The organism is Staphylococcus sp. HMSC072E01, assembly GCF_001814125.1.
In the GTDB taxonomy this organism is placed as follows: domain Bacteria; phylum Bacillota; class Bacilli; order Staphylococcales; family Staphylococcaceae; genus Staphylococcus; species Staphylococcus hominis.
The window spans coordinates 63,650-84,264 of sequence record NZ_KV814959.1; the positions used below are offsets into that span (position 1 = coordinate 63,650).

The window sequence follows — 20,615 nt, forward strand, 5'->3', positions numbered from 1 at the left end:
ATGGCTCATCCATTAACTATAAATTTTTTTAGTCTGAGAGTGATGTTTGTCGCTTTATCACTTGTACTTACCATTTTATTTATACTATTAAAAACAAATCGTTTTTCTTTAATACTAAGCTTAATTTCTTTAGTACTAGTTTTTATTCATATTGCTTTTATTGCACATAGTACTTATACCTATCTATTTAATTAGTTCCTTCATTAGGTTCGAAACGATATTTGGCTCCTTTAATAATGATTGAATAAGGAGTCATAGTCTCATTATCTTTAAAAACAATGGTATTGTATCCAGATTGAGCCGCATCTTGAATCCGATAAACGATAGTATCCCCCTCTAATTTTAAATCAGTGTAGTTCTCATTTTCTTCTATAATATCCATATTAAACCAGCTTTGCCACTTAGTTAAGGTTTTAGAGCGTTTAGAACTATCTATAATAATTTTATCAATTTTAAATTGTTTCTGAAAAAATGAATCCAAATTTTGCATATGATCGACTTTATTTTTATTCCACTCAATAAAAAAAGGAGGCCTTACCATATAGTCGGGATCAGCGATGTAGAGTAACTTCCATCTTATCTTTTCACCCTTTTTATTTTCTCTGTCCATATTTATAGGACCAATCGTATCAATATGACGTTCGTTTAAAGATTGTTTTACTCTCTCTATATCTTCCGTTCTAAATGCCATTGTTTTAAATCCTTGCTTAAAATCATCTTGAACAATTTTCGTTGCAAAAGCGACTCTACCCTCTTCAGTTTTAGCTTCTTTCTTTAACTTTTCAACATCTTCAACATCTAAGAGTTCGATGTAATTTCCATTTATATAAGCTAAACGATTGAAAGTGCCATATTGATGGTGCTTGCCTCCAGAATGAATTTTTAATAACTCACCTGGATATTTAAATCCTTTTAATTGATCGACGTAATGAATCATATGATCAAATTTCAACTTCATTTATCAATATCCCCTTTACTAATTTAAACTTAATTGTATTTTAACAAATTTCACTATACTTTACTCTATAACTTATATTTAGTGTTGAAAAACGAATGAAATCGGCGTATAATATTTTTCGGCATCAATTAGTTAGCCTTGCTAACTATTTTCGAGGGAGATAATTCAAAATGCTCACAAATGAATTTTTCAATAGTTTTATTGGTATTTATCGTCCTTATATTAAACGTACTCAACCTATATTAGATCAATTTGACCTACATACAGGGCAGTGGTTAGTGCTTAAAGATATTGCTACATATGATCAAACGACTTTAGTTCAAATATCTAAACGTCGTTTTATTGAAAAACCGACTGCGCGTAAAATTATTAAAGTACTATTTGAAAAAGATTTACTTTTGGTTACTCCAGGGACTGACAAACGTGAAAAGCTATTAAGTTTATCTGAAAAAGGACAGCAATTATTTAAGGATATTAATACTTGTATTACACCTATTCAAGAAGATTTAATCCATCAATCTAATATATCTAATGATGACTTGGATCACGTTATAGCAATTATGAAAAAATTACATTATACATTATCGAAGGGGGATCCTCATGAATCAGACTAGTACCACTAAACAACCTATTTTTACTAAAAGTTTTACGATCAATTTTATTATTAACTTCTTTGTTTATTTATGTATGTACTTATTATTAGTTATCATCGCTGATTATTCTAAAACATCCTACCATGTGTCAGACAGCTTATCTGGACTTGTTGTAGGACTATTTATTATTGGATCATTGATAGGACGTTTTGGAACGGGAAAGTATGTCAATCGTTTTGGTCCTAAAAAGATTTTAATTGCTGGTTTAATTTTTCTAATCATTACTCAGTTACTTTATTTTATCCCAGGATCGATAACCATCTTGATGTTAGTACGACTCCTAAATGGAATTGCTACAGCTATCGCAACGACAGCTACAGGTACAATTGCTGCACATGTTACCCCTGTAGAACGTAAAAGTGAAGGCATTAGCTTATTTTCACTAAGTCTTGTTCTTGGATCAGCCATTGGTCCTTTCTTTGGAATTTTATTATTGAAATCATTCTCAATTAATTTACTATTTCTTATCTGTCTTATACTAGGAATTGCAAGTTTAATTGTTTCAGTCTTTATTAAAATTGACTTTAATCCTACTAAAAATGCAATTGATAGAAAAGTAGCCCAAGCTTCTGGTTTCAGCATTCATCATTTCATTGCTAAAGAAGCTATACCAGTAGCAATTGTTATGATGATTATCGGGGTAAACTATGCATCAATCCTAACATTTTTAAAATCCTTTGCTGAGCAACGTCATTTGTTAGAAGCATCTAGTTATTTCTTTATTTTCTATGCGGTCGCTTCATTAATCACTCGACCTATTGCTGGTAGAATGATTGATGCAAAAAATGAAAACGTTGTGGTTTATCCAGCATTTCTTGCCTTAATTATTACATTTGTTTTATTAGTATTTAGCTATAATGGTTGGGTATTATTACTTGCTGGCGTGTTCTTAGGTATTGGCTATGGAAATCTCTCATCTTCAATGCAAGCCATTGCAATTAAAGTCTCACCTTCAAGTAAATATGGAATTGCCACTTCAACTTACTTTATTGGATTAGATATCGGTATTGGTTTTGGTCCATCGTTGCTTGGGTTATTTACAGGTGCAATTACGTATACTCAAGTTTATCTCATTATGGCCATTGTAGCCGCTTTATGTACGGTACTTTATTTAATTGTTCATGGTAGAAAAGTGAATGGTAATACGTATTAATATTTCATTTAATATATAAAAAGGAGCACCCCTATTATTCGTTATAGAATATTAGAGGTGCTCTTTTTATTTAATTAATTTGCAATACTAATAGCTTCAATTTCATTTTTCATTTTATCTAATACTTTTTGTTGAGACGCATTAAAGAAATAAAATACTTGTCGCTCGTCTGTTTCAGAACGTAATTTAGAAATTAATTCTTTTTTGTAAATTTTACGGATGATTACGTCAATTTTACTTGTATCCCACAACATTTCAAAATGTAATGTATCGCGTAACTCTTTTCCACTAATTTTTTTACCTTCATACACTTTAAATAAAACGACAAATTCCTCAATAGAAATTTTATACGTCATTTTCAACCAATGTTTCAATTGACTAAGTTCTCTTTCCGCTTCAATAAAGCGAGTCACTTTATTATTCATAGTACATGCCTCCAAAGTTGATTCTAAGTTGTATAAATACATAATATAATAAAATTGCTTAATTTAATTATATAACATATGTACAATTTAATCTATTACAAATATTAATTTATATCTGTTTAGTGATTAATATAAATTACTTTGAAATTATTAAAATTACTTAAAGATACTATCAAATTAAAATACAGAAGTAAGTGATATCACATATGATTATCACTTGCTTCTGTATAGATTAACCGCCAATATAATTCATATTAATTTTTTTTCGTTGTCGATTTTTTACTGTTTGTTCTGTACGTTCATCTGAATAACGATCATCACGTGCTTGCCATAATGAAATGAGCGTATCTTTTAATTTTTGATGTGTAGCACCACTACGCAATAATGATTTAATATCAAAACCATCAATCACACTAAATAAACATCCATAAAATTTTCCATCAGATGATAGCCTTGCTCTTGTACAAGTAGAACAAAATGAAGCTGAAACACTTGTGATTAGACCAAACTGTGCACCATTATCTTTATGTTTATAATATGTGGCAACTTCACCAAAATATCTAGGTGGAAGTGGTTCTATATCAAACTCTTCTTCAATAGTCGATAGCATTTCTTCTTTCGTCACAACTTTACTAAAATCCCAACCATTGTCATTACCTACATCCATAAATTCAATGAATCTTATTTGAATATGTTTATCTTTAAAATATTCAATCATAGGTAGAATTTGATCATCATTAATCCCTTTTTGTATAACTACATTTACTTTTACATGAAACCCAATAGATATCGCATAATCAATTTGTTGCAAGATGGTAGAAGCTTTAATGTTACGGTTATTAATTGCTTGAAATACTTCATCATCAATTGCATCTAAACTTACATTAATTCTACGTAATCCTGCATCATACAACTTTTGACCATGTTTTTTTAAAAGTAAACCATTAGTGGTCATACCAATATCTTCAATACCCTCAATACGATTGAGTTTTTCAATTAATTTATATAAATCACGTCGTAATAAGGGTTCTCCACCAGTGATTCTTAATTTTTTCACGCCTAATTCAGCATAAACTTTGGCAATTGTTGTAATTTCATCAAATGTAAGTAATTCCTCTTTAGGTAAAAAAACAAAATCATCACCAAATATTTCTTTTGGCATACAATAATCACATCGGAAATTACAACGATCTGTTACAGAAATTCGTAGATCTCTTATAGGACGTCCTAATTTATCTTTAATTTGGATCGTCATTAACGCGTCCCCCTTTAATCATTAATCTGATGAAGTAAAGTATTCAAATCCTCTTGATAATTAATATTTTTAGACCAATTTTTTAAAGGTTGAACCTCTTTAGTATCTAGAAAACATGTTATCACATTTTTATATACATGCCGTAAACTATAATCATTAGAATTGAGTGCTTTTTCAATATTCGAAATGACTCCTCGACTATAAAACGCAATGGTCGGTATAGGTTTATCATTGTCTGAATAAGCTATAATATCAGCTTGGTGTTCAATACGCTGTGAAATTGTAAATTGATATAGTTGACTTATTGCTTCTTTAGTAATCATAGGAGTATCTACAGAGACCACAAAAAATAATTCTTCATTATTATAATGTTTCATAACTGTGTAGATCCCTGATAACGGGCCTTTATCTGCATGTGTTTCTTCATCTACCATAATATGTTTATACTCAAATTCATTTTTAAGTTGTTTGTTTGTACTTATAATAATATCGTCAAATAAATTCGTTTCTGTTAATGTGTTAATAATTCGTTTATAGAACATTTGCCCGTGAATACAAGCAAATGCTTTAGGAGTACCAAAACGTTTAGAGTGTCCCCCAGCTAGAATAATTGCTTTCATATTTAACCACCACTAACTGGAGGTATTAACGCAACAATATCATCTTGCTTTACAATATCATTAAGTTGAACAAATTCTTCATTCACAGCTACTTGAAATTTTTTATTACGAATGGATGGGTGACGTTCAAATAATAATTCTTTAAATGTTTCTACTGTAATATCTTCTATTAAATCAATGTCCTCTGAATTCATTTCTAATATTTCTTTTATTTCTGCAAAATATAACACTCTCATTTAAGCCCCTCCTTTAGTTGCTTGACTGTGATCTCCTTTTTGATGTCCTTGCCATTCTGCACCGTCTTCCCAAATTTCTTTTTTCCAAATCGGCACAATTTCTTTAATTCTTTCAATCGCATATTCATTTGCACGATAGGCGTCTTTACGATGTGGCGAAGAGACAGCAATCAATACTGCAATATCAGAAATGTGTAGGGGACCAATACGATGTACAATCGTTGTTATCGTTCCTGGCCAACGCTGTGTAATTTCTTCTCCAATTTGTTCTAGTTTTTTTTGAGCCATTGGAACATAAGCTTCATACTCAAGATATTCTGTTTTCACCCCTTTAGTCCATTCGCGAACATGACCTGTAAAGACAACAACAGCTCCTTGATGTTCATTTAAAGTAAATGTTCTGTATTGTTCGGGCTCAATTGGATTCTTCACGATTTCAAATTGTTTCATTTTTATATTCATCCTTTTGTTTCAACCATTTTAGTAACCATTGCTCATAGTTTTTTAAAGCATTCTCATTATTATAATTATAAAAATATTGAACATGTGTAAGAAGTCTCAGTTTTTCTAATTCTTCTTGGGTTTTATATACCACGATTTTGTCATAATCCTCATTTTTAAATCCTTCAACTAAAATAACGTCATAACGAATAGTTACACTTTCTTTTATCAGCTGTTCAAGCGATGGCTGATTTCTACGTGTTACCGTTTGTTGATAAGCAGATCCTTGAACAATACTCTGATCTGCACCAGCTTCAAAATGTTTCATATGATCCACATTAGAAGATTGAAGCGTAATATCATCTTTATCATGTCCGTGATGTTTAATCGTCACAATGTGATAGCCTTGAGATTTTAAAAATGTAATAGATTGTTGTAACAATGTTGTTTTACCCGAATCTTTAAAACCGACTATTTGTAAAATCATAATGATAGTTCCTCTTCGAAAACATTCGATTCAGTTAAAATAACATCTACAGTGTGACCGGCTTTAAATCCCCTTGTCCCCCCTGGCAACATAATCATTGCATTACTATGTGCTATTGCTACTACAGCACCCGATTTATTAAATCCGGATGGAACCACAGTCGCACAATTATGAGTCAAAGATGCAGTTGCTCGAATAAATCTTGTAAATGGATTGGCTTTCGCAAAATCTTCCATTAATGTTGCTTTCACAACTTGAGGGTAAACTGCTTTGGCTTGCATCATATGTTGCACTGCTGGTTTAACAAATAATTCAAAACCAGTAAAACAAGCCGATGGGTTCCCAGATAAACCAAATAAATACTTATTATTTGCAACTGCCACAGTTGTCACACTTCCAGGACGCATCGCAATTTTATTAAATAACACTTCTGCTTGAATTGCTTTGTATATCTTTGGTAAAAAATCATAATCCCCTACCGAAACACCTCCAGTAGTAATGACAATATCATGATCTTTCATTGCTTTAGTAATGATTTGAATACTACTTTCTAAGTCATCTTGTTGTATACTATAAGGCTCTATCGTTAATCCCATTTTATCAGCTAACGCTTGTATCATCGGACCATTAGAATTTCTAATTTTTCCTGGTTGTAATTCTTCGTCTACATTCAATAATTCGCTTCCAGTAGCAATGACTGCAATACTTGGTTTTAAAAACACAGGCACTTCTGTATAACCATAGGTCGCTAGTACTGCAATAGCTCCAGGATTAATGACTTGTCCTTTTTTTAAAATGATATCTCCTGTTTTAGTTTCTTCTCCTTTTAGCGACACATTTTCATTCTCTTCAAACGGTTTTCTAATAGTAAATGTATCTCCGTTTTCGACAGTTTGTTCAAACATCACTACTGCATCTGCACCCTCAGGAATTTGACCGCCTGTCATAATACGAACTGCTTCATTTTCTCCAACTGTTTTATGAGATACTGTGCCTGCACCAATATGATCTATCACTTTAAATGTTTTACGATTTTTTGAAAAGGCACCAGCCGAATCTTCACTTCTTATAGCAAAACCATCATACGGTGATTTATTGAAACGTGGTATATCATAAGTTGCTACAATGTCTTCTGCTAAGACATATCCTAAACTGTCCTCTAATGATATATTACTTTGTTGAGTATATATATCTTGTTTTACAATACGTTCAATTGCTTCTTTAATAGGTATTGGTTTTCTTTTCTCAACTACCATTTTATCAACTCCAATTACACGATAAATTCATGCTATACTATTTTATAAACTCAGTAAGATAATGAAGAACTCATTCAAAATAAATGTTTATAACTTTATTTTTATGTTATGATTTTTTAGATACTTCTATAGGAGGCTATTTATGTCAAATTTTACACATATCAATCATCAAGGTAATGCAAAAATGGTTGATGTTTCGAATAAAAGTATTACAAAACGTATTGCTAAAGCGCATTCAAGCATCACAGTGAATGAAGCGATTTACCATCAAATTATTGACAATACAAATAAAAAAGGTAATGTACTTAATACTGCTCAAATTGCAGGTATAATGGCTGCTAAAAATACTTCGACTATTATTCCAATGTGTCATCCATTGCCCTTAACTGGAATAGATATTGAATTCTCTTGGAATCAAGCGAACACACCACGCCACTATAAATTAAGCATTACTGCTACAGTTTCTACTACAGGTAAGACTGGTGTTGAAATGGAAGCTTTAACAGCTGCTTCAGTTACAGCTCTCACAGTATACGATATGACAAAAGCAGCTGATAAAGGAATGATCATTGGTGATACATACCTTGAATCAAAATCTGGAGGCAAATCTGGAGATTATCACCGTCAATTAGATTAATCTATATGATTGTCTTCTATTATGATAGTCATAAGCAGCATTTTCAATTAGGGAAACCTATGATTTACAATGCTTTTTATGACTATTTTATTTATTGAGTTCATAAACCATGTGATTTAATTCCGGAATAATGAGTTTAGTCATTGCTAACTTTACTGCCCCAGTTGATCCCGGCAACGTAAAGATTAATTTACTCATAACAGTTCCCGCTAATGCTCTTGAGAGAAGCGCTTTTGTTCCTACATCTTCCGTATAACTTAAATATCTAAAAAGTTCGCCGAATCCTTCAATTTCTTTATCTAAAAGTGGTTTTACAGCTTCTATAGTCACATCACGTTGTGCTATACCAGTACCTCCAGTCGTTATAATGACATCAATATCTGATGCTAACCATTCCTCAATTTGAGATTGGATGTCTTCCTTGTCATCTTTAATGATATTATAGTGTTCTTCTGTCACTTCTATATTCAGTTCTTTCAAATACTTTTGAACTAATTGACCGCCTTTATCTGTTTCTTTATTTCGTGTATCAGAAATTGTTAACACTGCACATTGAATTGTTTTTTTAACTTCTTTATTTTCATGCTGATGCATCATCATTCTCTCCTTATCCAAATAGTTGATTGATTAAATGTATTGCTTCAGATTTCTTAGTTGTACCATGAATCAACATTCGCCCACCTTCAAAATATACAATTCTATGTTTTTTAAATTCAAATACTAACATATATTGGTTTTCATGATAACGAATATCGAGTGCTATAAGAAAATCAACCAATACTTTTTTTGTAATGTCTTTATTTTCATATTGAACTGTATCTCTACCACACAAAGTTGCATATGAAGTCGAATGAGTATATAAATACGGAAAGCTAGCATTTTTGCCACAAGTTGGGCAATCATCACGACGCATTTTACTATAACCAAAAGAAAAATGTGTATTCTCCCAAATATCTCCATATGTCAGCTTCGTGGGAATCTGTTTACCAATCAATATCTTTAAAGCATCCCGTAATTGAAAACTTGTGGTCATCGTTACGGCTGGCTGAATCACACCGACTGTATCACATGTCAGATTTATCACTGGTAACTGAGGCATTAAACAATTAAAGCAAGGTGTTTGACCTGGAATAAATGCAGTTTCTACATAGGTACTTTGAACTACTCCACCATAAATCCAAGGAATGCGATATCTGTAGGAAAAATCATTGATTAATTGTCTTGTTTCAAAATTATCCGTTGCATCAATAATCAAATCTACACTCGTGGCATATTGCTCTAAAAATGGGGCATCTACATGTTCAATATAACTATTCACTTTTATATCAGAGCGAATATGTTTTAAGTGATCTTGTGCAGCAACCACTTTTGGCAACATACGATCTGCATCACTTTCTGTAAACAATGTCTGTCTTTGTAAATTACTATATTCAATATAGTCTCTATCCACAATAGTCAACTCTCGAATACCAGCACGAACAAGTCCTTCAGCTACATGGGTGCCCAAAGCGCCCATTCCAACAATCAATACATGTTTCTGATTAATGGTTTGTTGTCCATGTTCTCCAATATCTTTAAATAAAATTTGTCTTGAATAACGTTCTTGAGTCATTATTTGAAACCTCTCTCAACATTCTCTCTTCTTTTTATTATAACGAAATAGGAGTAGGACAGAAATCTAAAACATTCTAGACTTCGATATCCTACTCTTATTTATTTAATTTGAATAATTTCATCTGCTAATACTTCTGCTTCATAATTAGAATGCGTTACAAAAATAATAGGTATACACCATTCCTCATGAATTTGCTTAACTAGATGGATGCCTTCATCTCTAGAAATATCATCTAAACTTGAAAAAGGTTCATCAAGTAAAATTAAATTGGGTTTCGTGCTTAAAGTTCGAGCGAGTGCTACACGTTGAGCTTCCCCACCAGACAGTGTCGGCGGAAATTGATTCATTAAATGGCTAATATTTAAACGTTGAATAAGCTCATCAATATGTTTAGACTGTTTAGTCATAAATGTAATATTCTGGAGAACCGTCATGTTAGGAAAAAGTTGATAATCTTGAAATAAATAGCCAATTTGGCGTTGTTGAATCTTTACATTAATATGGTTTTCAGTATCCACTAATAGATGATTATCAATATTGATATAGGCCTCATCTGGTTGTCTTAATCCCGCAATAATATTTAATATTGTTGTTTTTCCAATGCCGGAGGGACCTTGTATTGCATATATTTTAGCTTTTGTATCTTCAATGTTAATATGAATCAATGTTTGTTTTAACTGATGTTTTAATTTAACTTGTAACATCTAGTCTACCTCCTGAGCTTTATCACGATTCGCAAAATTCAACATACTAATGACTGTAATAGAAAAAGCAACGAGTACAAGTACCCATAACCATGCCTGATTTTCTTTTCCTTGCTCTACTAAAAAATAGATTTCAAGTGGCAGGGTATTGGTTGTATTTGGAATATATCCTGCAACCATCAATGTTGCACCAAATTCTCCAATAGCTCTCGCAAAACTCATCATAATACCCGCAATAATTGAACGTTTAGATAATGGTAGAATTAAACGATAGAAGATTTTACGTTCACTTGCTCCCATTGTTCGTGCAGTATTTAACATTTTAGGGTTAATACTTCGAAATCCTTGAATAGTATGTTGGTACATTAGTGGAAAACTAACAATGACAGATGCAATTACTGCACCTGTCATTGTAAATACTACGGGTAAATGAAGTATATTTTGAAAGAATTGTCCCACAAATGTTCTAGGTGAAAAAACAATAATAAGTATAAACCCTAGTACTGTCGGTGGTAAAACAATAGGTAATAATATTAAGCTTTCAAGAAATTGAGTTGCATGCCCTTTTCTTTTATATAACGTTCTACAAATAAAAATTCCTAATATAGAGACAATTATCGTACTGATAAATCCTACTTTAATAGAAATCCATAGAGGTGTTAAATCAGGCATATGTCATCCCCCTATACTTTAAAGTGATATTCTTTTAAAATATTTTTCGCTTTTTTAGATTTTAAAAATTCCATCCATTCTTTAGCAAATTTGTTATCTGATGTTGCTCCCGCTTCATAAGTGATAGATTTTTTCAAATCCGCTTTTTTAATCTCATTTACTTTATCTGTTCTTTCATTATTCGTATATAAATCGGTCTCATATACAAATCCCATTTGAGCATTACCTTTTTCAACGTAATTTAATACTTGTTTAACGTCTTTGGCATACACAATTTTACCTTTTACATCACTATATAAATGTTGATCATCTAAATATTGTTTCGCATACTTACCTGCTGGTACAGTTTTCACTTCACCAATAGCTAATTTTTCGTTGTCTTTTAAATCTTTTACTGAAGCTTGATCACTGTTTTTATCACCAATCAATACCAACTGATTATGTGCGTATTTATATGTATTATGAGCTTGATTATGTTTTTTCAACATATCTACATCTTTCGTATTTGCAGACATAAAGACATCAGTTGGTGCACCTTTTTCAATTTGTTGTCTTAAGGCCCCTGATCCACCATAATTAAATGTTACATTTACATTTTTGTGTGTTTTTTCAAACTCTTTCTTTAATGCTTTACTTACACCACTTAAACTTGCTGCTGCTGACACTTTCAATTCAGTTTTAGGATTATCACTATTATTTGACTTTGAAGATTGCTTGCTATTCTCATTATCTTTTGAATTTGAACAACCTGCCATAATGATAATGAAAGTCCCTAACACCGCTAATAATCGTTTTACAGTCATTTATTTTTATGCCCCCTATTCAATCAAATATTATACGCTTTTTATATCTTTTGAAAAGTTTCACCATATTTTATATTTATTTCTAAATTTTGAAATATAAAGTTTTATATAATCATTCAATATTGAAATACTTTTTGTGAATATAATGATACAGTATAAAGTAGTTATAACCAAAGGGGAGATATTCATGGATAAAGATGCCGTTCAAAATCAACCAATTATTAGGTATGAAGATGAGCAACTCATCGAAACTGAAGACAGCTATGTAACCGAATTTCCATTAACGATTATGGTAAATGGAAAAGAATTTGCTACAGTAATCTGCAGTCCGACACATTTAGAAGAGTTAGTCATAGGATTTTTAGCATCTGAAGGAGCCATTTATAAAAAAGGAGAAATTAAATATTTACAAATTGATGATAGTAAAGGGTTTGCTCATGTAGAATTAACTAAGTCATTAAGTGATCGTTTTGAGTATTCTACAAAGCGCATGGTTGCTTCATGTTGTGGAAAAAGTCGAGAATTTTATTTTCAAAATGATGCGGCAATTGCTAAAACATCTATGTCTAATATCGTTCTCACTCCAAAACAAATTTTAAATATGATGACAGGTTTACAAAGTGCAAGTACTTTATTTAAACAAACAGGTGGCTTGCATAATGCAGCGATTAGTGATGGTGAGGCATTTTTTGAACATCGTCAAGATATAGGTAGACATAATGCCTTAGATAAACTTTACGGTTTTTGTCTTACTCATCAAATTCCTGTTAGAAATAAAGTGCTTATTTTTAGTGGACGTATATCATCTGAAATTTTACTAAAAGCAGCTAAAATCGGTGTTGGTGTTATATTATCAAAATCTGCACCTACCACATTAGCAGTAACACTGGCACATGACTTAAATATTACTGCTATTGGTTTTATTAGAGGTAATTCTTTTAATATTTATAGTCATCCAGAACGTGTAAAAGGAGTGAAATAGAATTTATTATAAATTCATTTTTCACTCCCTACTTTTATTTATATTGCATCTTCTTTGACTATCTGATATTGAAAGCTTTGAAAAATATAGCCTTGTTTTATATACATATCTTTTGCTGTATCATCGCCATCTGCCACTAATATAACTGGTCGAGAACCAGCTAAATGGCCTACATAGGACTGCATCGTAGTACCTATTCCCTTATGACGATAGTCTTCTAAAACGCCGAACCCATCAATTTCAACGGTTTCATCTGTAACTATAATATCCAAAATCCCCACAGGTTTATGAAGATAATATGCAACTATACGAGTGACATCATCTATTTGATTTAATATTGCCTCTCTCGTTCGTTCTTCACTTTCTTTAACAAACGCTTCGCCATACGGTTTTGAAAATTCATTGTAAACACTTAAATAATCTTCCATATTAAATGAAGTTACGGGTTCAATATCTACCTGAATATTTCTCTCAAATTGTTTTAATGTAACACTATCTATCGCATACAATTCAAGTAGTCCTAATTGAAATCCTTCATTGCGTATCGCTTCTAACCATGTAGAATGAAGTAACTGGTTCTCTGGAAATGTAAAAGATAAATGAGAAGAATGTTGTTTTTTATGCAAAATTCGTTGTTTCTCTATATCTGAATACCACTGATTAATTGAAGGTAACATTTTGTACTGCCACTTATTCATGTGATATGTAATTGGATCAGAAGGTGTTAAATATATAATATTCAACTCATCTTCTAAGTATATTTTTCCATTTTCTTTAATCTGCTTCATTGTTATGTATGTCATAGCAACCATCACCCAACTATGTATATTTTGTACTATTATATCAAATTCTTAAAACGTGAATGGTTAAGTAATGTTGTGCCGATTAAACTTGCAATAATTGCTTTAATGATATCTCCTGGAATAAATGTAAATGATAATAAGAATGCTTTACTTATAGGCATATGTATAATGAATCCCATAATGATTGTTCCTACAATATCTAATAATAAAACACCAAATATAAGCATACCAATAAATAATGTAAAGAAATTAATATGATTTTTAAAATGATCTCTTACTAAACCTATAAGATATGCCACTACCGGATATAAGAATAAAAATCCTGCTGAAGGACCTGCAAACACACCTATTCCACCACGTCCACCTGATAATAATGGCAAACCTGTGGCTGCTAATAATAAGAAGATAATAACACTGAGTGCGCCGTATTTACGTCCTAATATAACTCCTGCTAAAAAGATACCTATATTTTGTAATACAATTGGTACAGGCATAAATGGTAACGGTATTCCGGGTACTAGGCCTAAAATACAAATAACCGCTGTCATTAACGCTGTATATACTAAATTTTTTGTACTCATTTGATTTCCTCCTTTTATGAAGAAAATTATACCACTTATGTAAACTATTTTATATAAAAAGTTTACATTTAAAGTTAATGAGATACTTTTTTAGCTAAAGATGTGATATAGTTGAAGAATTCATCATGATTGACATGATTAACGACACGCACCATACGTCCATCATCGCTCTCATATGTGCGTCCTTGGCTTGGTCCTTTTGTACATACATCTACTTTAAGTTCTATAGAATCTGTTAAGTTTTCTTTACCAATTTGAGCAGTCGTCAATACATCCCATAAAAAGTAAGTAGAGTTGGTGACAAAATGAGTAAGAGGAGGTACAGCTGCATAACTGATGCCTAAAAAATCAACTCCTATAAACTGACGTTGATTTGCCCACATTTGACGAATAGCTGGTGTCAATGGTACTTGATTAGTGCTTTCTAACGCTACCATTTCTATCTTGATAGACGTATCAAATATTGTTTTAACAGCTTCAGGATCCCAAAAAGCATTCCATTCAGCTGTGCCATCATGTTCGGGTTCTTCTACATTGCCCTTTTCTAAAAATGTTCCTCCCATCCAAACTAACTTTTCAATATTGTTTACTATTGCTTTATCATATTTGATTGCTTTGGCTAAATCAGTTAACGGACCAGTAAACAATAAAGTCACCTTTTCTTTACTATTATTTAATACATTAATCATATCCTCATAAGCTTCAAATGTACTCGTTATAGAACGTTTATCAATCCATTCCTCATTTAAAATAGGCAGCGCATCCATAAAAAAGGCATGCATTCTCCAGTCTTTCGGAAAAGGGTTAACTCCTCTTTCATATGAAGGAGCTACATCAATAGATAAATTTGAAAAACGATTTATAATTTTACATGAAGCACTTAGAGAAGGTTCTAAATAACAATCTGCACCGATTGTACTTACACCTACTAATTCAATATTATCCATTTGTAGTAATAAGAATAACGATATTAAATCATCAACGCCGCCATCATGATTAAAATATATTTTAGTCATTAAATCCCTCCAAAAAATATGTAAAAAAAGCTATGACTACATTATACGTAATCATAGCTTTCTTTAAACATATTATAAATAAAAAATTCATTCTACATTAAATCAAGTATAGATTTTGCAATATTCGTATATGCTGCATCTTCCATAGGAGGATTATGTAGGCCAGCACGCATATTACGATAATAGCGTTGTAATGGACGATCCATTTCTAAACTTTTTGCCCCTACTATTCGCATAGCAAGATCCACTACTTCTAATCCTTGATTCATGACTAAAATTTTACTTGCAGATGTTTCATTCCAAATATTAAGTGTTTCATTATATTGATTGTAACCTCTAGCTGTACTCCATAAAAAATGACGTGCAGATAATAAGAGTGATTCCATTTTCCCAACATTTTGTTGTACAGTAGGTAGCGTAGCAATTGTTCCCTCAATACTATTAGGAGAATGTATTTTGGCAAACTCAATAGCATAATCTCTCGCTGCTTGGGCAATACCTAAATATACACTTGGTATATGTAAAATCCATCCATTGGGTTGCGGTTTATGTTTTGTTTCTACAAAGTTTTCAAACGGAACTATAACATCATTTAATACTAAATCATGACTTTCCGTTGCACGCATCCCTAACATATTCCAATTATCTGCAATTTCTAAACCTTTAGTCTCTCTAGGAATTAAAAAGAAGCCTACTTCTTGAATATCTTCTACAAATGCAGCAACAATGTAATGTGTCAATGCTTTACTCATAGAAGTAAACGTTTTTACACCATTTAATTTATATCCGTCTTTAGTTTTTATTGCATGGGTAGCAGGTCTCCCACCACGAGTAGGACTACCAGTATCCGCTTCACTTACTGCTCTATTTACAAGCGCACCATTTTTTACTTCTATTGCAAATTGATCAAGCATAGTTTGACTCCACATATGTTGTTGATATAATTGTCCTACAACGCTTAGATGCCAGCCTATAGACAGTGCTGTAGCACCATCTATAGCTCCAAGATACGATTGTAAAACGACCATATCTTCTATTGTTGCACCTTCTCCACCATATGATTTAGGTAAAGTTAACACACTATAACCTTCCTCTACAAGCCATTTTATATTGTCAAATGGGAATTTAGAGTCAATATCTTCTTCTGCTGCTCTTTGTTTAAATGTATCTTCAATTGTTTTAAATTTTTTAATCCATTTTCTTTGAATATCACTACTTATTAAAAATGAATCTAACATGACTATCACCTATTCGATATTTGATATATTTAATCATAGTTTAACACTCGGTTTTAATAATATAAAGTATCTCATTAACATAGTATATTAGAATTAAAAAAGAGTGGACAGAAATTCTGTCTCACTCATTTACCCCATCATCATTCTATTGTATATATTTCTCTAATTCAGCAATTAAAGCATTAATTCTCTCGCGTTGCTCTTTTGTTACATAAACAATAACTGTTCTTTCATCTTGTATACTACGTTTTTTTGATAATAATTGTAAATCTTTTAATTTTTGTAATGCTTTAGTTAAGTAATAAGGTTTGAATTCTGAATACGTTGCAATTTCTTTTGAAGTAATTTCATCTTTTTTACTTTTAACAATATAATTTAAAATATAAATTTCTTCATAATTCAGATTATATTTTTTCTTAGTGTCTTTAAAAAACTTTTTCACTTGAAATGTTGCGTTAACTAAATCATTGATGTCTTTAATTTGTCCCATATTCTAAACCACTCCTCTGATGTACATCTAGTTGCTACAAGGTTCATGTATACTAACTACTACAACACTAAACATTTCTTATGCTATAAAAATTATTTTATAACATTTAAGTATAATATTTCAATATTTTTATGAAATTAAAATGATATTATATATTAAAATCTCATTTGCCAAATTAAATTATACATAATTATTTCATGTGTTATACACCTAAAATAACTAGTAATGTAAGAGACAAGCCTTTCTTACATCACTAGTTATTTTTATTTTTAGAACAAATTATAATATTAATTCCTTTTTTATCATTTTACTACAATGTCTCAAGATATAATGAATCTCTTCCTTTTTTGACATATTTAACTTTATACACACTCTACGTTCATCTATAACATCTCTTTCTTTCAAAATATAACCACCTTGTTGTAATCGTTTAATTACTAAATTTATATTTATAGACTGACAACGCGAAAAATAGTTTATCGATTTCAACGAGATGTCATTTTGATTCGACCAAATAATGCCTAAAACAAGCAAATCATTTAAACTTAACTGATAATGCTTAATACTTTTTTCAATCTTATTTAAAACTTTATAAATAGTAATTAGATATGTTAACTTACAATAATTCATATTCTTGATTGATGTTTTAAGATAGTTATTTTCAAGTAATTCTCCAATTTCTAATAATAAATGATTCATTTTTCTTTCATATACTTCTACAGGTAAGATTCTTAATCTTCGTTGATCATTTGCATCATAAGATTTAAAAATCCAATTTTCGTGGTATAAATGGCTAACAAGATGGAATAAAGTTCGTTTAGATAAACACGTTTTTTTCATTAATGTTTCAATATCCATACCTTGATGGTTCGTTTTATGATAATCAATAATAGCATATAGTACATTTAGGTGTTCAATATTTAGGTTTTTAGAATATTTTAAAAGTTCATCGACTGCTTTATAAAATAAAAGATAAAATAATAGTACATTCATATCATTTTTTGTCATGATAGTTGCCACCTCGCAATTTATACAACAATTCTAGAAGACAGACTTTAGTATTGCGATACAATTTTAAAGTGTTACCAGTTTATCTTTATATCATACATATACTTACTTCATATTAAGTATGAGTAAAGGTCTAAATACTTTATCTTTTTACTTATTAATGGACTTAATCCTATTTTAGGTATGATAGTTACTTTTGGCCTCAGCTATAAGTAACTGTGCTTCATAATCTAAAGATATTTCAACCGTTTCGGTAGTCTTATATATTGGAGCAAATTGTTTTTTTCGTGCTTGACCTGGAGTCATCCCATATTTCTTACTAAATAATGCAATAAATCTCGGAAAATGATTAAATCCATGTTTATAAGCAATATCTTGAATAAATTCACTACTATCTAAAATATCAAGTAAACATAATTTCAAACGAATATCATTAATATATTGAGCAATATTATGATAAGGTGTATGAAATTTAATCACTTGACTTAACTCTTTGTTAGACATATCAAGTGAATTCGCTAATGCTTGTTTATTAATCTTTTCATGATGATGTTCGATAATATATTCATGAACTTCATCTACAAGTGGATTGTCTAGTTTATAGTTTTGACGATGTTTTCTTTGAATATAACCTAATTCTACACATAAATGTTTAACTAATTTATCCCTTATGTGTGGAAGTCGAGGTTTTCGACTTTCAAATTCAAGAAGATTAATAATAAATGATTCTAATTGTTTTCGTTCAATAGAAGAAAATTTATATCCTTTTTGTCTGATATAATCGTCTGCAAATCTTAAATAATCTGTGAATGAAATTTCAATTATTGCAATAACAGAGTTCGTTTCGCCTTCTATCGAATATAAATCATTTAACATAATAAATACGAGATCTCTTTTTTTCATATTATATGTATCTAAGTCTAAATTTATTTTTCCAGAACCCTTTAACCAATATATAAGTTTGATATTGGATTCTTTTTGTTTTAATATTCTCGTATTTTTTAAAAGCTTTACCGAAAAATTATCTATCATACGTCTTTCCTCTCGTTTGTAATATAAAGACTAGATATAAGCGATGACATTTCTCCCCTTTATTCACCACTTAATTCTATTGAATTATCGCCTCGATACTTATGTATGCGTATCGGAGATCTATCTTCATATACAATTTTATGTTTTATTTCGGTATTAGCAGTAGCAATATTTTGACTTATTTTATCACTTTATTATCTTATAGTATGATTTTATTATTTTTCAATATAAACTTACTTTATTTATATATAAGGATGACATATAAAATGATTTTTTAGTAATTGTTTAATCAAGTAATAATTCAATAGGCTGAATTATTTTGTTTTAACTTATTTTTCTATTATTTTACAAAAAGATTACAAGAAAATGAGTATTTTTTTCATATTCTTCTGCAAACACTGTCATAATAGCTTTTTTTATATTAAAAAATATTACTAAGAATTAAATTTACAAGCTTTTATATTATCGAAAAATTACAAATCATTAACATTCCCCACAAATTGTAATTTTTTTGATAAAGTATTTCTTGTCGTTAAGTAAAATGATTTAAAGACTAAGTTAACAAATGACTATTAAATATAAAATAATATTAATTTAATTCTCAGGAGGAAATTTATAATGAAAAAAATCGCTACAGCTACAATCGCTACTGCAGGAGTTGCCGCAATTGCTATCGCCGGACAAGGACATGAAGCTCATGCAGCTGAACAAGGATATAATCCAAATGATCCTACTTCATATAGCTACTCTTACACTATCGATCAACAAGGTAACTACCATTACACTTGGAAAGGTAACTGGAGCCCAGATCGTTTAAATCATTCTAACTATAATTACAATTATAACTACAATACATATAATAATTATTCTAATACAAATTCAACTTATAGTTATAACAACTATAATACTAATAACTCAAATCAAGTTGTTAGTAATCCAACACAATCTTACACAACAAATAATCAACACACTGGTGGTTTAGGTTCTGCTTCTACTTCTAATAATAATGTAAAAGTAACTACTGTAACTGCACCGTCATCAACAGGTGTTTCAATTTCTAACTCTGTTAGCTCAGGTAGAAACTACTATACTTCTGGCCAATGTACATATTATGTATATGACCGTGTAGGTGGTAAAATCGGTTCGACTTGGGGTAACGCAAATAACTGGGCAAATGCTGCAGCATCTGCTGGTTACACAGTAAATAACCGTCCATCTGCAGGCGCAATTATGCAATCTACTGCTGGTGCTTACGGTCACGTAGCATATGTTGAAAGTGTAAATAGTAATGGTTCAATCACAGTGTCTGAAATGAATTATGGACATGGTGTAGGTGTAGTAACATCTCGTACACTTTCTTCAAGTGAAGCTGCTTCATATAATTTCATTCATTAATTAAATTGATAAAGAAAAAAGATTTAGAATTCAATATGAATTCTAAATCTTTTTTTTATGCATAATACAAAAAACGTTCGAAACTTTACTTTAATTTAGTGTTTCGAACGCTTTAAGTTATAATATTAATCAAATTCATTATTATGGATTGAATT

The 20,615-nt window shown here is 30.7% G+C and carries 25 protein-coding genes; 5 read left to right on the forward strand and 20 right to left on the reverse strand.

Annotated elements, in window-relative coordinates:
• Positions 1–187: 187 nt before the first annotated feature.
• Positions 188–958 carry a VOC family protein gene (locus HMPREF2953_RS01195; protein WP_049334565.1) on the reverse strand — a complete coding sequence of 257 codons (771 nt, stop codon included), beginning with the start codon at positions 956–958 and terminating at the stop codon, positions 188–190.
• A gap of 170 nt (positions 959–1,128) precedes the next feature.
• On the opposite strand from HMPREF2953_RS01195, the gene HMPREF2953_RS01200 reads away from it, so the two are divergent.
• Entirely contained in the window at positions 1,129–1,572 is a 444-nt protein-coding gene (locus tag HMPREF2953_RS01200; protein ID WP_049334566.1) for a MarR family winged helix-turn-helix transcriptional regulator, read from the forward strand.
• The gene (locus HMPREF2953_RS01205) at positions 1,559–2,764 is read left to right on the forward strand and encodes an MFS transporter (protein WP_049334567.1); all 1,206 of its coding nucleotides are present in this window, start codon (positions 1,559–1,561) and stop codon (positions 2,762–2,764) included. Before HMPREF2953_RS01200 ends, HMPREF2953_RS01205 begins: the two co-directional genes overlap by 14 nt.
• Positions 2,765–2,838: 74 nt before the next feature.
• Here HMPREF2953_RS01205 and HMPREF2953_RS01210 read toward each other — a convergent pair whose 3' ends face one another.
• From HMPREF2953_RS01210 to glp, 7 genes are all read right to left on the reverse strand, one after another.
• Positions 2,839–3,189 (reverse strand): SarA family transcriptional regulator, encoded by a 351-nt coding sequence (locus tag HMPREF2953_RS01210; protein ID WP_017174859.1) that lies wholly within the window; start codon positions 3,187–3,189, stop codon positions 2,839–2,841.
• 232 nt (positions 3,190–3,421) lie between these two features.
• Positions 3,422–4,444, reverse strand: a complete 1,023-nt coding sequence (moaA, locus tag HMPREF2953_RS01215; protein ID WP_049334568.1) for a GTP 3',8-cyclase MoaA — start codon at positions 4,442–4,444, stop codon at positions 3,422–3,424.
• 14 nt (positions 4,445–4,458) lie between these two features.
• Positions 4,459–5,064, reverse strand: a complete 606-nt coding sequence (mobA, locus tag HMPREF2953_RS01220) for a molybdenum cofactor guanylyltransferase MobA (protein ID WP_049334569.1) — start codon at positions 5,062–5,064, stop codon at positions 4,459–4,461.
• Between the two features lie 2 nt (positions 5,065–5,066).
• Positions 5,067–5,300 carry a molybdopterin converting factor subunit 1 gene (gene moaD / locus HMPREF2953_RS01225; protein WP_049334570.1) on the reverse strand — a complete coding sequence of 78 codons (234 nt, stop codon included), beginning with the start codon at positions 5,298–5,300 and terminating at the stop codon, positions 5,067–5,069.
• Positions 5,301–5,750, reverse strand: coding sequence for a molybdenum cofactor biosynthesis protein MoaE (locus tag HMPREF2953_RS01230; protein ID WP_049334571.1), 450 nt, complete (start codon positions 5,748–5,750; stop codon positions 5,301–5,303).
• Positions 5,737–6,228, reverse strand: a complete 492-nt coding sequence (mobB, locus tag HMPREF2953_RS01235; RefSeq protein ID WP_049334572.1) for a molybdopterin-guanine dinucleotide biosynthesis protein B — start codon at positions 6,226–6,228, stop codon at positions 5,737–5,739. Before mobB ends, HMPREF2953_RS01230 begins: the two co-directional genes overlap by 14 nt.
• Entirely contained in the window at positions 6,225–7,484 is a 1,260-nt protein-coding gene (gene glp / locus HMPREF2953_RS01240; protein ID WP_070671385.1) for a molybdopterin molybdotransferase MoeA, read from the reverse strand. Before glp ends, mobB begins: the two co-directional genes overlap by 4 nt.
• 142 nt (positions 7,485–7,626) lie before the next feature.
• Here glp and moaC point away from each other — a divergent pair, with 142 nt between their 5' ends.
• Positions 7,627–8,121 (forward strand): cyclic pyranopterin monophosphate synthase MoaC, encoded by a 495-nt coding sequence (gene moaC / locus HMPREF2953_RS01245; RefSeq protein ID WP_070671387.1) that lies wholly within the window; start codon positions 7,627–7,629, stop codon positions 8,119–8,121.
• 87 nt (positions 8,122–8,208) lie between these two features.
• On the opposite strand, the gene HMPREF2953_RS01250 is transcribed toward moaC, so the two are convergent.
• The 5 genes from HMPREF2953_RS01250 to modA all read right to left on the reverse strand — a co-directional run bounded on the left by HMPREF2953_RS01250 (position 8,209) and on the right by modA (position 11,915).
• Positions 8,209–8,715 (reverse strand): MogA/MoaB family molybdenum cofactor biosynthesis protein, encoded by a 507-nt coding sequence (locus tag HMPREF2953_RS01250; RefSeq protein WP_049334575.1) that lies wholly within the window; start codon positions 8,713–8,715, stop codon positions 8,209–8,211.
• Positions 8,716–8,728: 13 nt separating this feature from the next.
• Positions 8,729–9,733 (reverse strand): ThiF family adenylyltransferase, encoded by a 1,005-nt coding sequence (locus HMPREF2953_RS01255; protein ID WP_049334576.1) that lies wholly within the window; start codon positions 9,731–9,733, stop codon positions 8,729–8,731.
• 101 nt (positions 9,734–9,834) lie between these two features.
• Complete coding sequence (locus HMPREF2953_RS01260; RefSeq protein ID WP_070671389.1) at positions 9,835–10,440, reverse strand: ATP-binding cassette domain-containing protein; 606 nt, start codon at positions 10,438–10,440, stop codon at positions 9,835–9,837.
• Complete coding sequence (gene modB, locus HMPREF2953_RS01265; RefSeq protein WP_002448583.1) at positions 10,441–11,112, reverse strand: molybdate ABC transporter permease subunit; 672 nt, start codon at positions 11,110–11,112, stop codon at positions 10,441–10,443. It abuts the gene before it with no gap.
• An 11-nt stretch (positions 11,113–11,123) separates the two neighbouring features.
• Positions 11,124–11,915: a molybdate ABC transporter substrate-binding protein gene (gene modA / locus HMPREF2953_RS01270; protein WP_070671391.1), complete on the reverse strand. Its 792-nt coding sequence runs from the start codon at positions 11,913–11,915 to the stop codon at positions 11,124–11,126.
• A 187-nt stretch (positions 11,916–12,102) separates the two neighbouring features.
• On the opposite strand from modA, the gene fdhD reads away from it, so the two are divergent.
• Positions 12,103–12,897: a formate dehydrogenase accessory sulfurtransferase FdhD gene (fdhD, locus tag HMPREF2953_RS01275; protein ID WP_070671393.1), complete on the forward strand. Its 795-nt coding sequence runs from the start codon at positions 12,103–12,105 to the stop codon at positions 12,895–12,897.
• 38 nt (positions 12,898–12,935) lie between these two features.
• Here the strand turns inward: fdhD and HMPREF2953_RS01280 are convergent, their stop codons facing one another.
• From HMPREF2953_RS01280 to HMPREF2953_RS01310, 7 genes are all read right to left on the reverse strand, one after another.
• Positions 12,936–13,700 carry a GNAT family N-acetyltransferase gene (locus HMPREF2953_RS01280; protein WP_070671395.1) on the reverse strand — a complete coding sequence of 255 codons (765 nt, stop codon included), beginning with the start codon at positions 13,698–13,700 and terminating at the stop codon, positions 12,936–12,938.
• A 35-nt stretch (positions 13,701–13,735) separates the two neighbouring features.
• Positions 13,736–14,281 carry a biotin transporter BioY gene (locus HMPREF2953_RS01285; protein WP_070671397.1) on the reverse strand — a complete coding sequence of 182 codons (546 nt, stop codon included), beginning with the start codon at positions 14,279–14,281 and terminating at the stop codon, positions 13,736–13,738.
• A 74-nt stretch (positions 14,282–14,355) separates the two neighbouring features.
• Positions 14,356–15,297, reverse strand: a complete 942-nt coding sequence (locus HMPREF2953_RS01290; protein ID WP_049432401.1) for a nucleoside hydrolase — start codon at positions 15,295–15,297, stop codon at positions 14,356–14,358.
• Between the two features lie 92 nt (positions 15,298–15,389).
• On the reverse strand, positions 15,390–16,535 hold the full coding sequence (locus HMPREF2953_RS01295) for an acyl-CoA dehydrogenase family protein (RefSeq protein ID WP_049334583.1): 1,146 nt from the start codon (positions 16,533–16,535) through the stop codon (positions 15,390–15,392).
• 145 nt (positions 16,536–16,680) lie between these two features.
• Entirely contained in the window at positions 16,681–17,025 is a 345-nt protein-coding gene (locus tag HMPREF2953_RS01300) for a transcriptional regulator, SarA/Rot family (protein WP_002448494.1), read from the reverse strand.
• Positions 17,026–17,304: 279 nt separating this feature from the next.
• Positions 17,305–18,033, reverse strand: a complete 729-nt coding sequence (locus HMPREF2953_RS01305) for a transcriptional regulator, SarA/Rot family (RefSeq protein WP_049334584.1) — start codon at positions 18,031–18,033, stop codon at positions 17,305–17,307.
• 177 nt (positions 18,034–18,210) lie between these two features.
• Positions 18,211–19,065, reverse strand: a complete 855-nt coding sequence (locus HMPREF2953_RS01310) for a helix-turn-helix transcriptional regulator (protein WP_049334585.1) — start codon at positions 19,063–19,065, stop codon at positions 18,211–18,213.
• 618 nt (positions 19,066–19,683) lie between these two features.
• Between HMPREF2953_RS01310 and HMPREF2953_RS01315 the strand changes: the two genes are divergently transcribed.
• The gene (locus HMPREF2953_RS01315) at positions 19,684–20,460 is read left to right on the forward strand and encodes a CHAP domain-containing protein (RefSeq protein ID WP_049334586.1); all 777 of its coding nucleotides are present in this window, start codon (positions 19,684–19,686) and stop codon (positions 20,458–20,460) included.
• Positions 20,461–20,615: the final 155 nt, after the last annotated feature.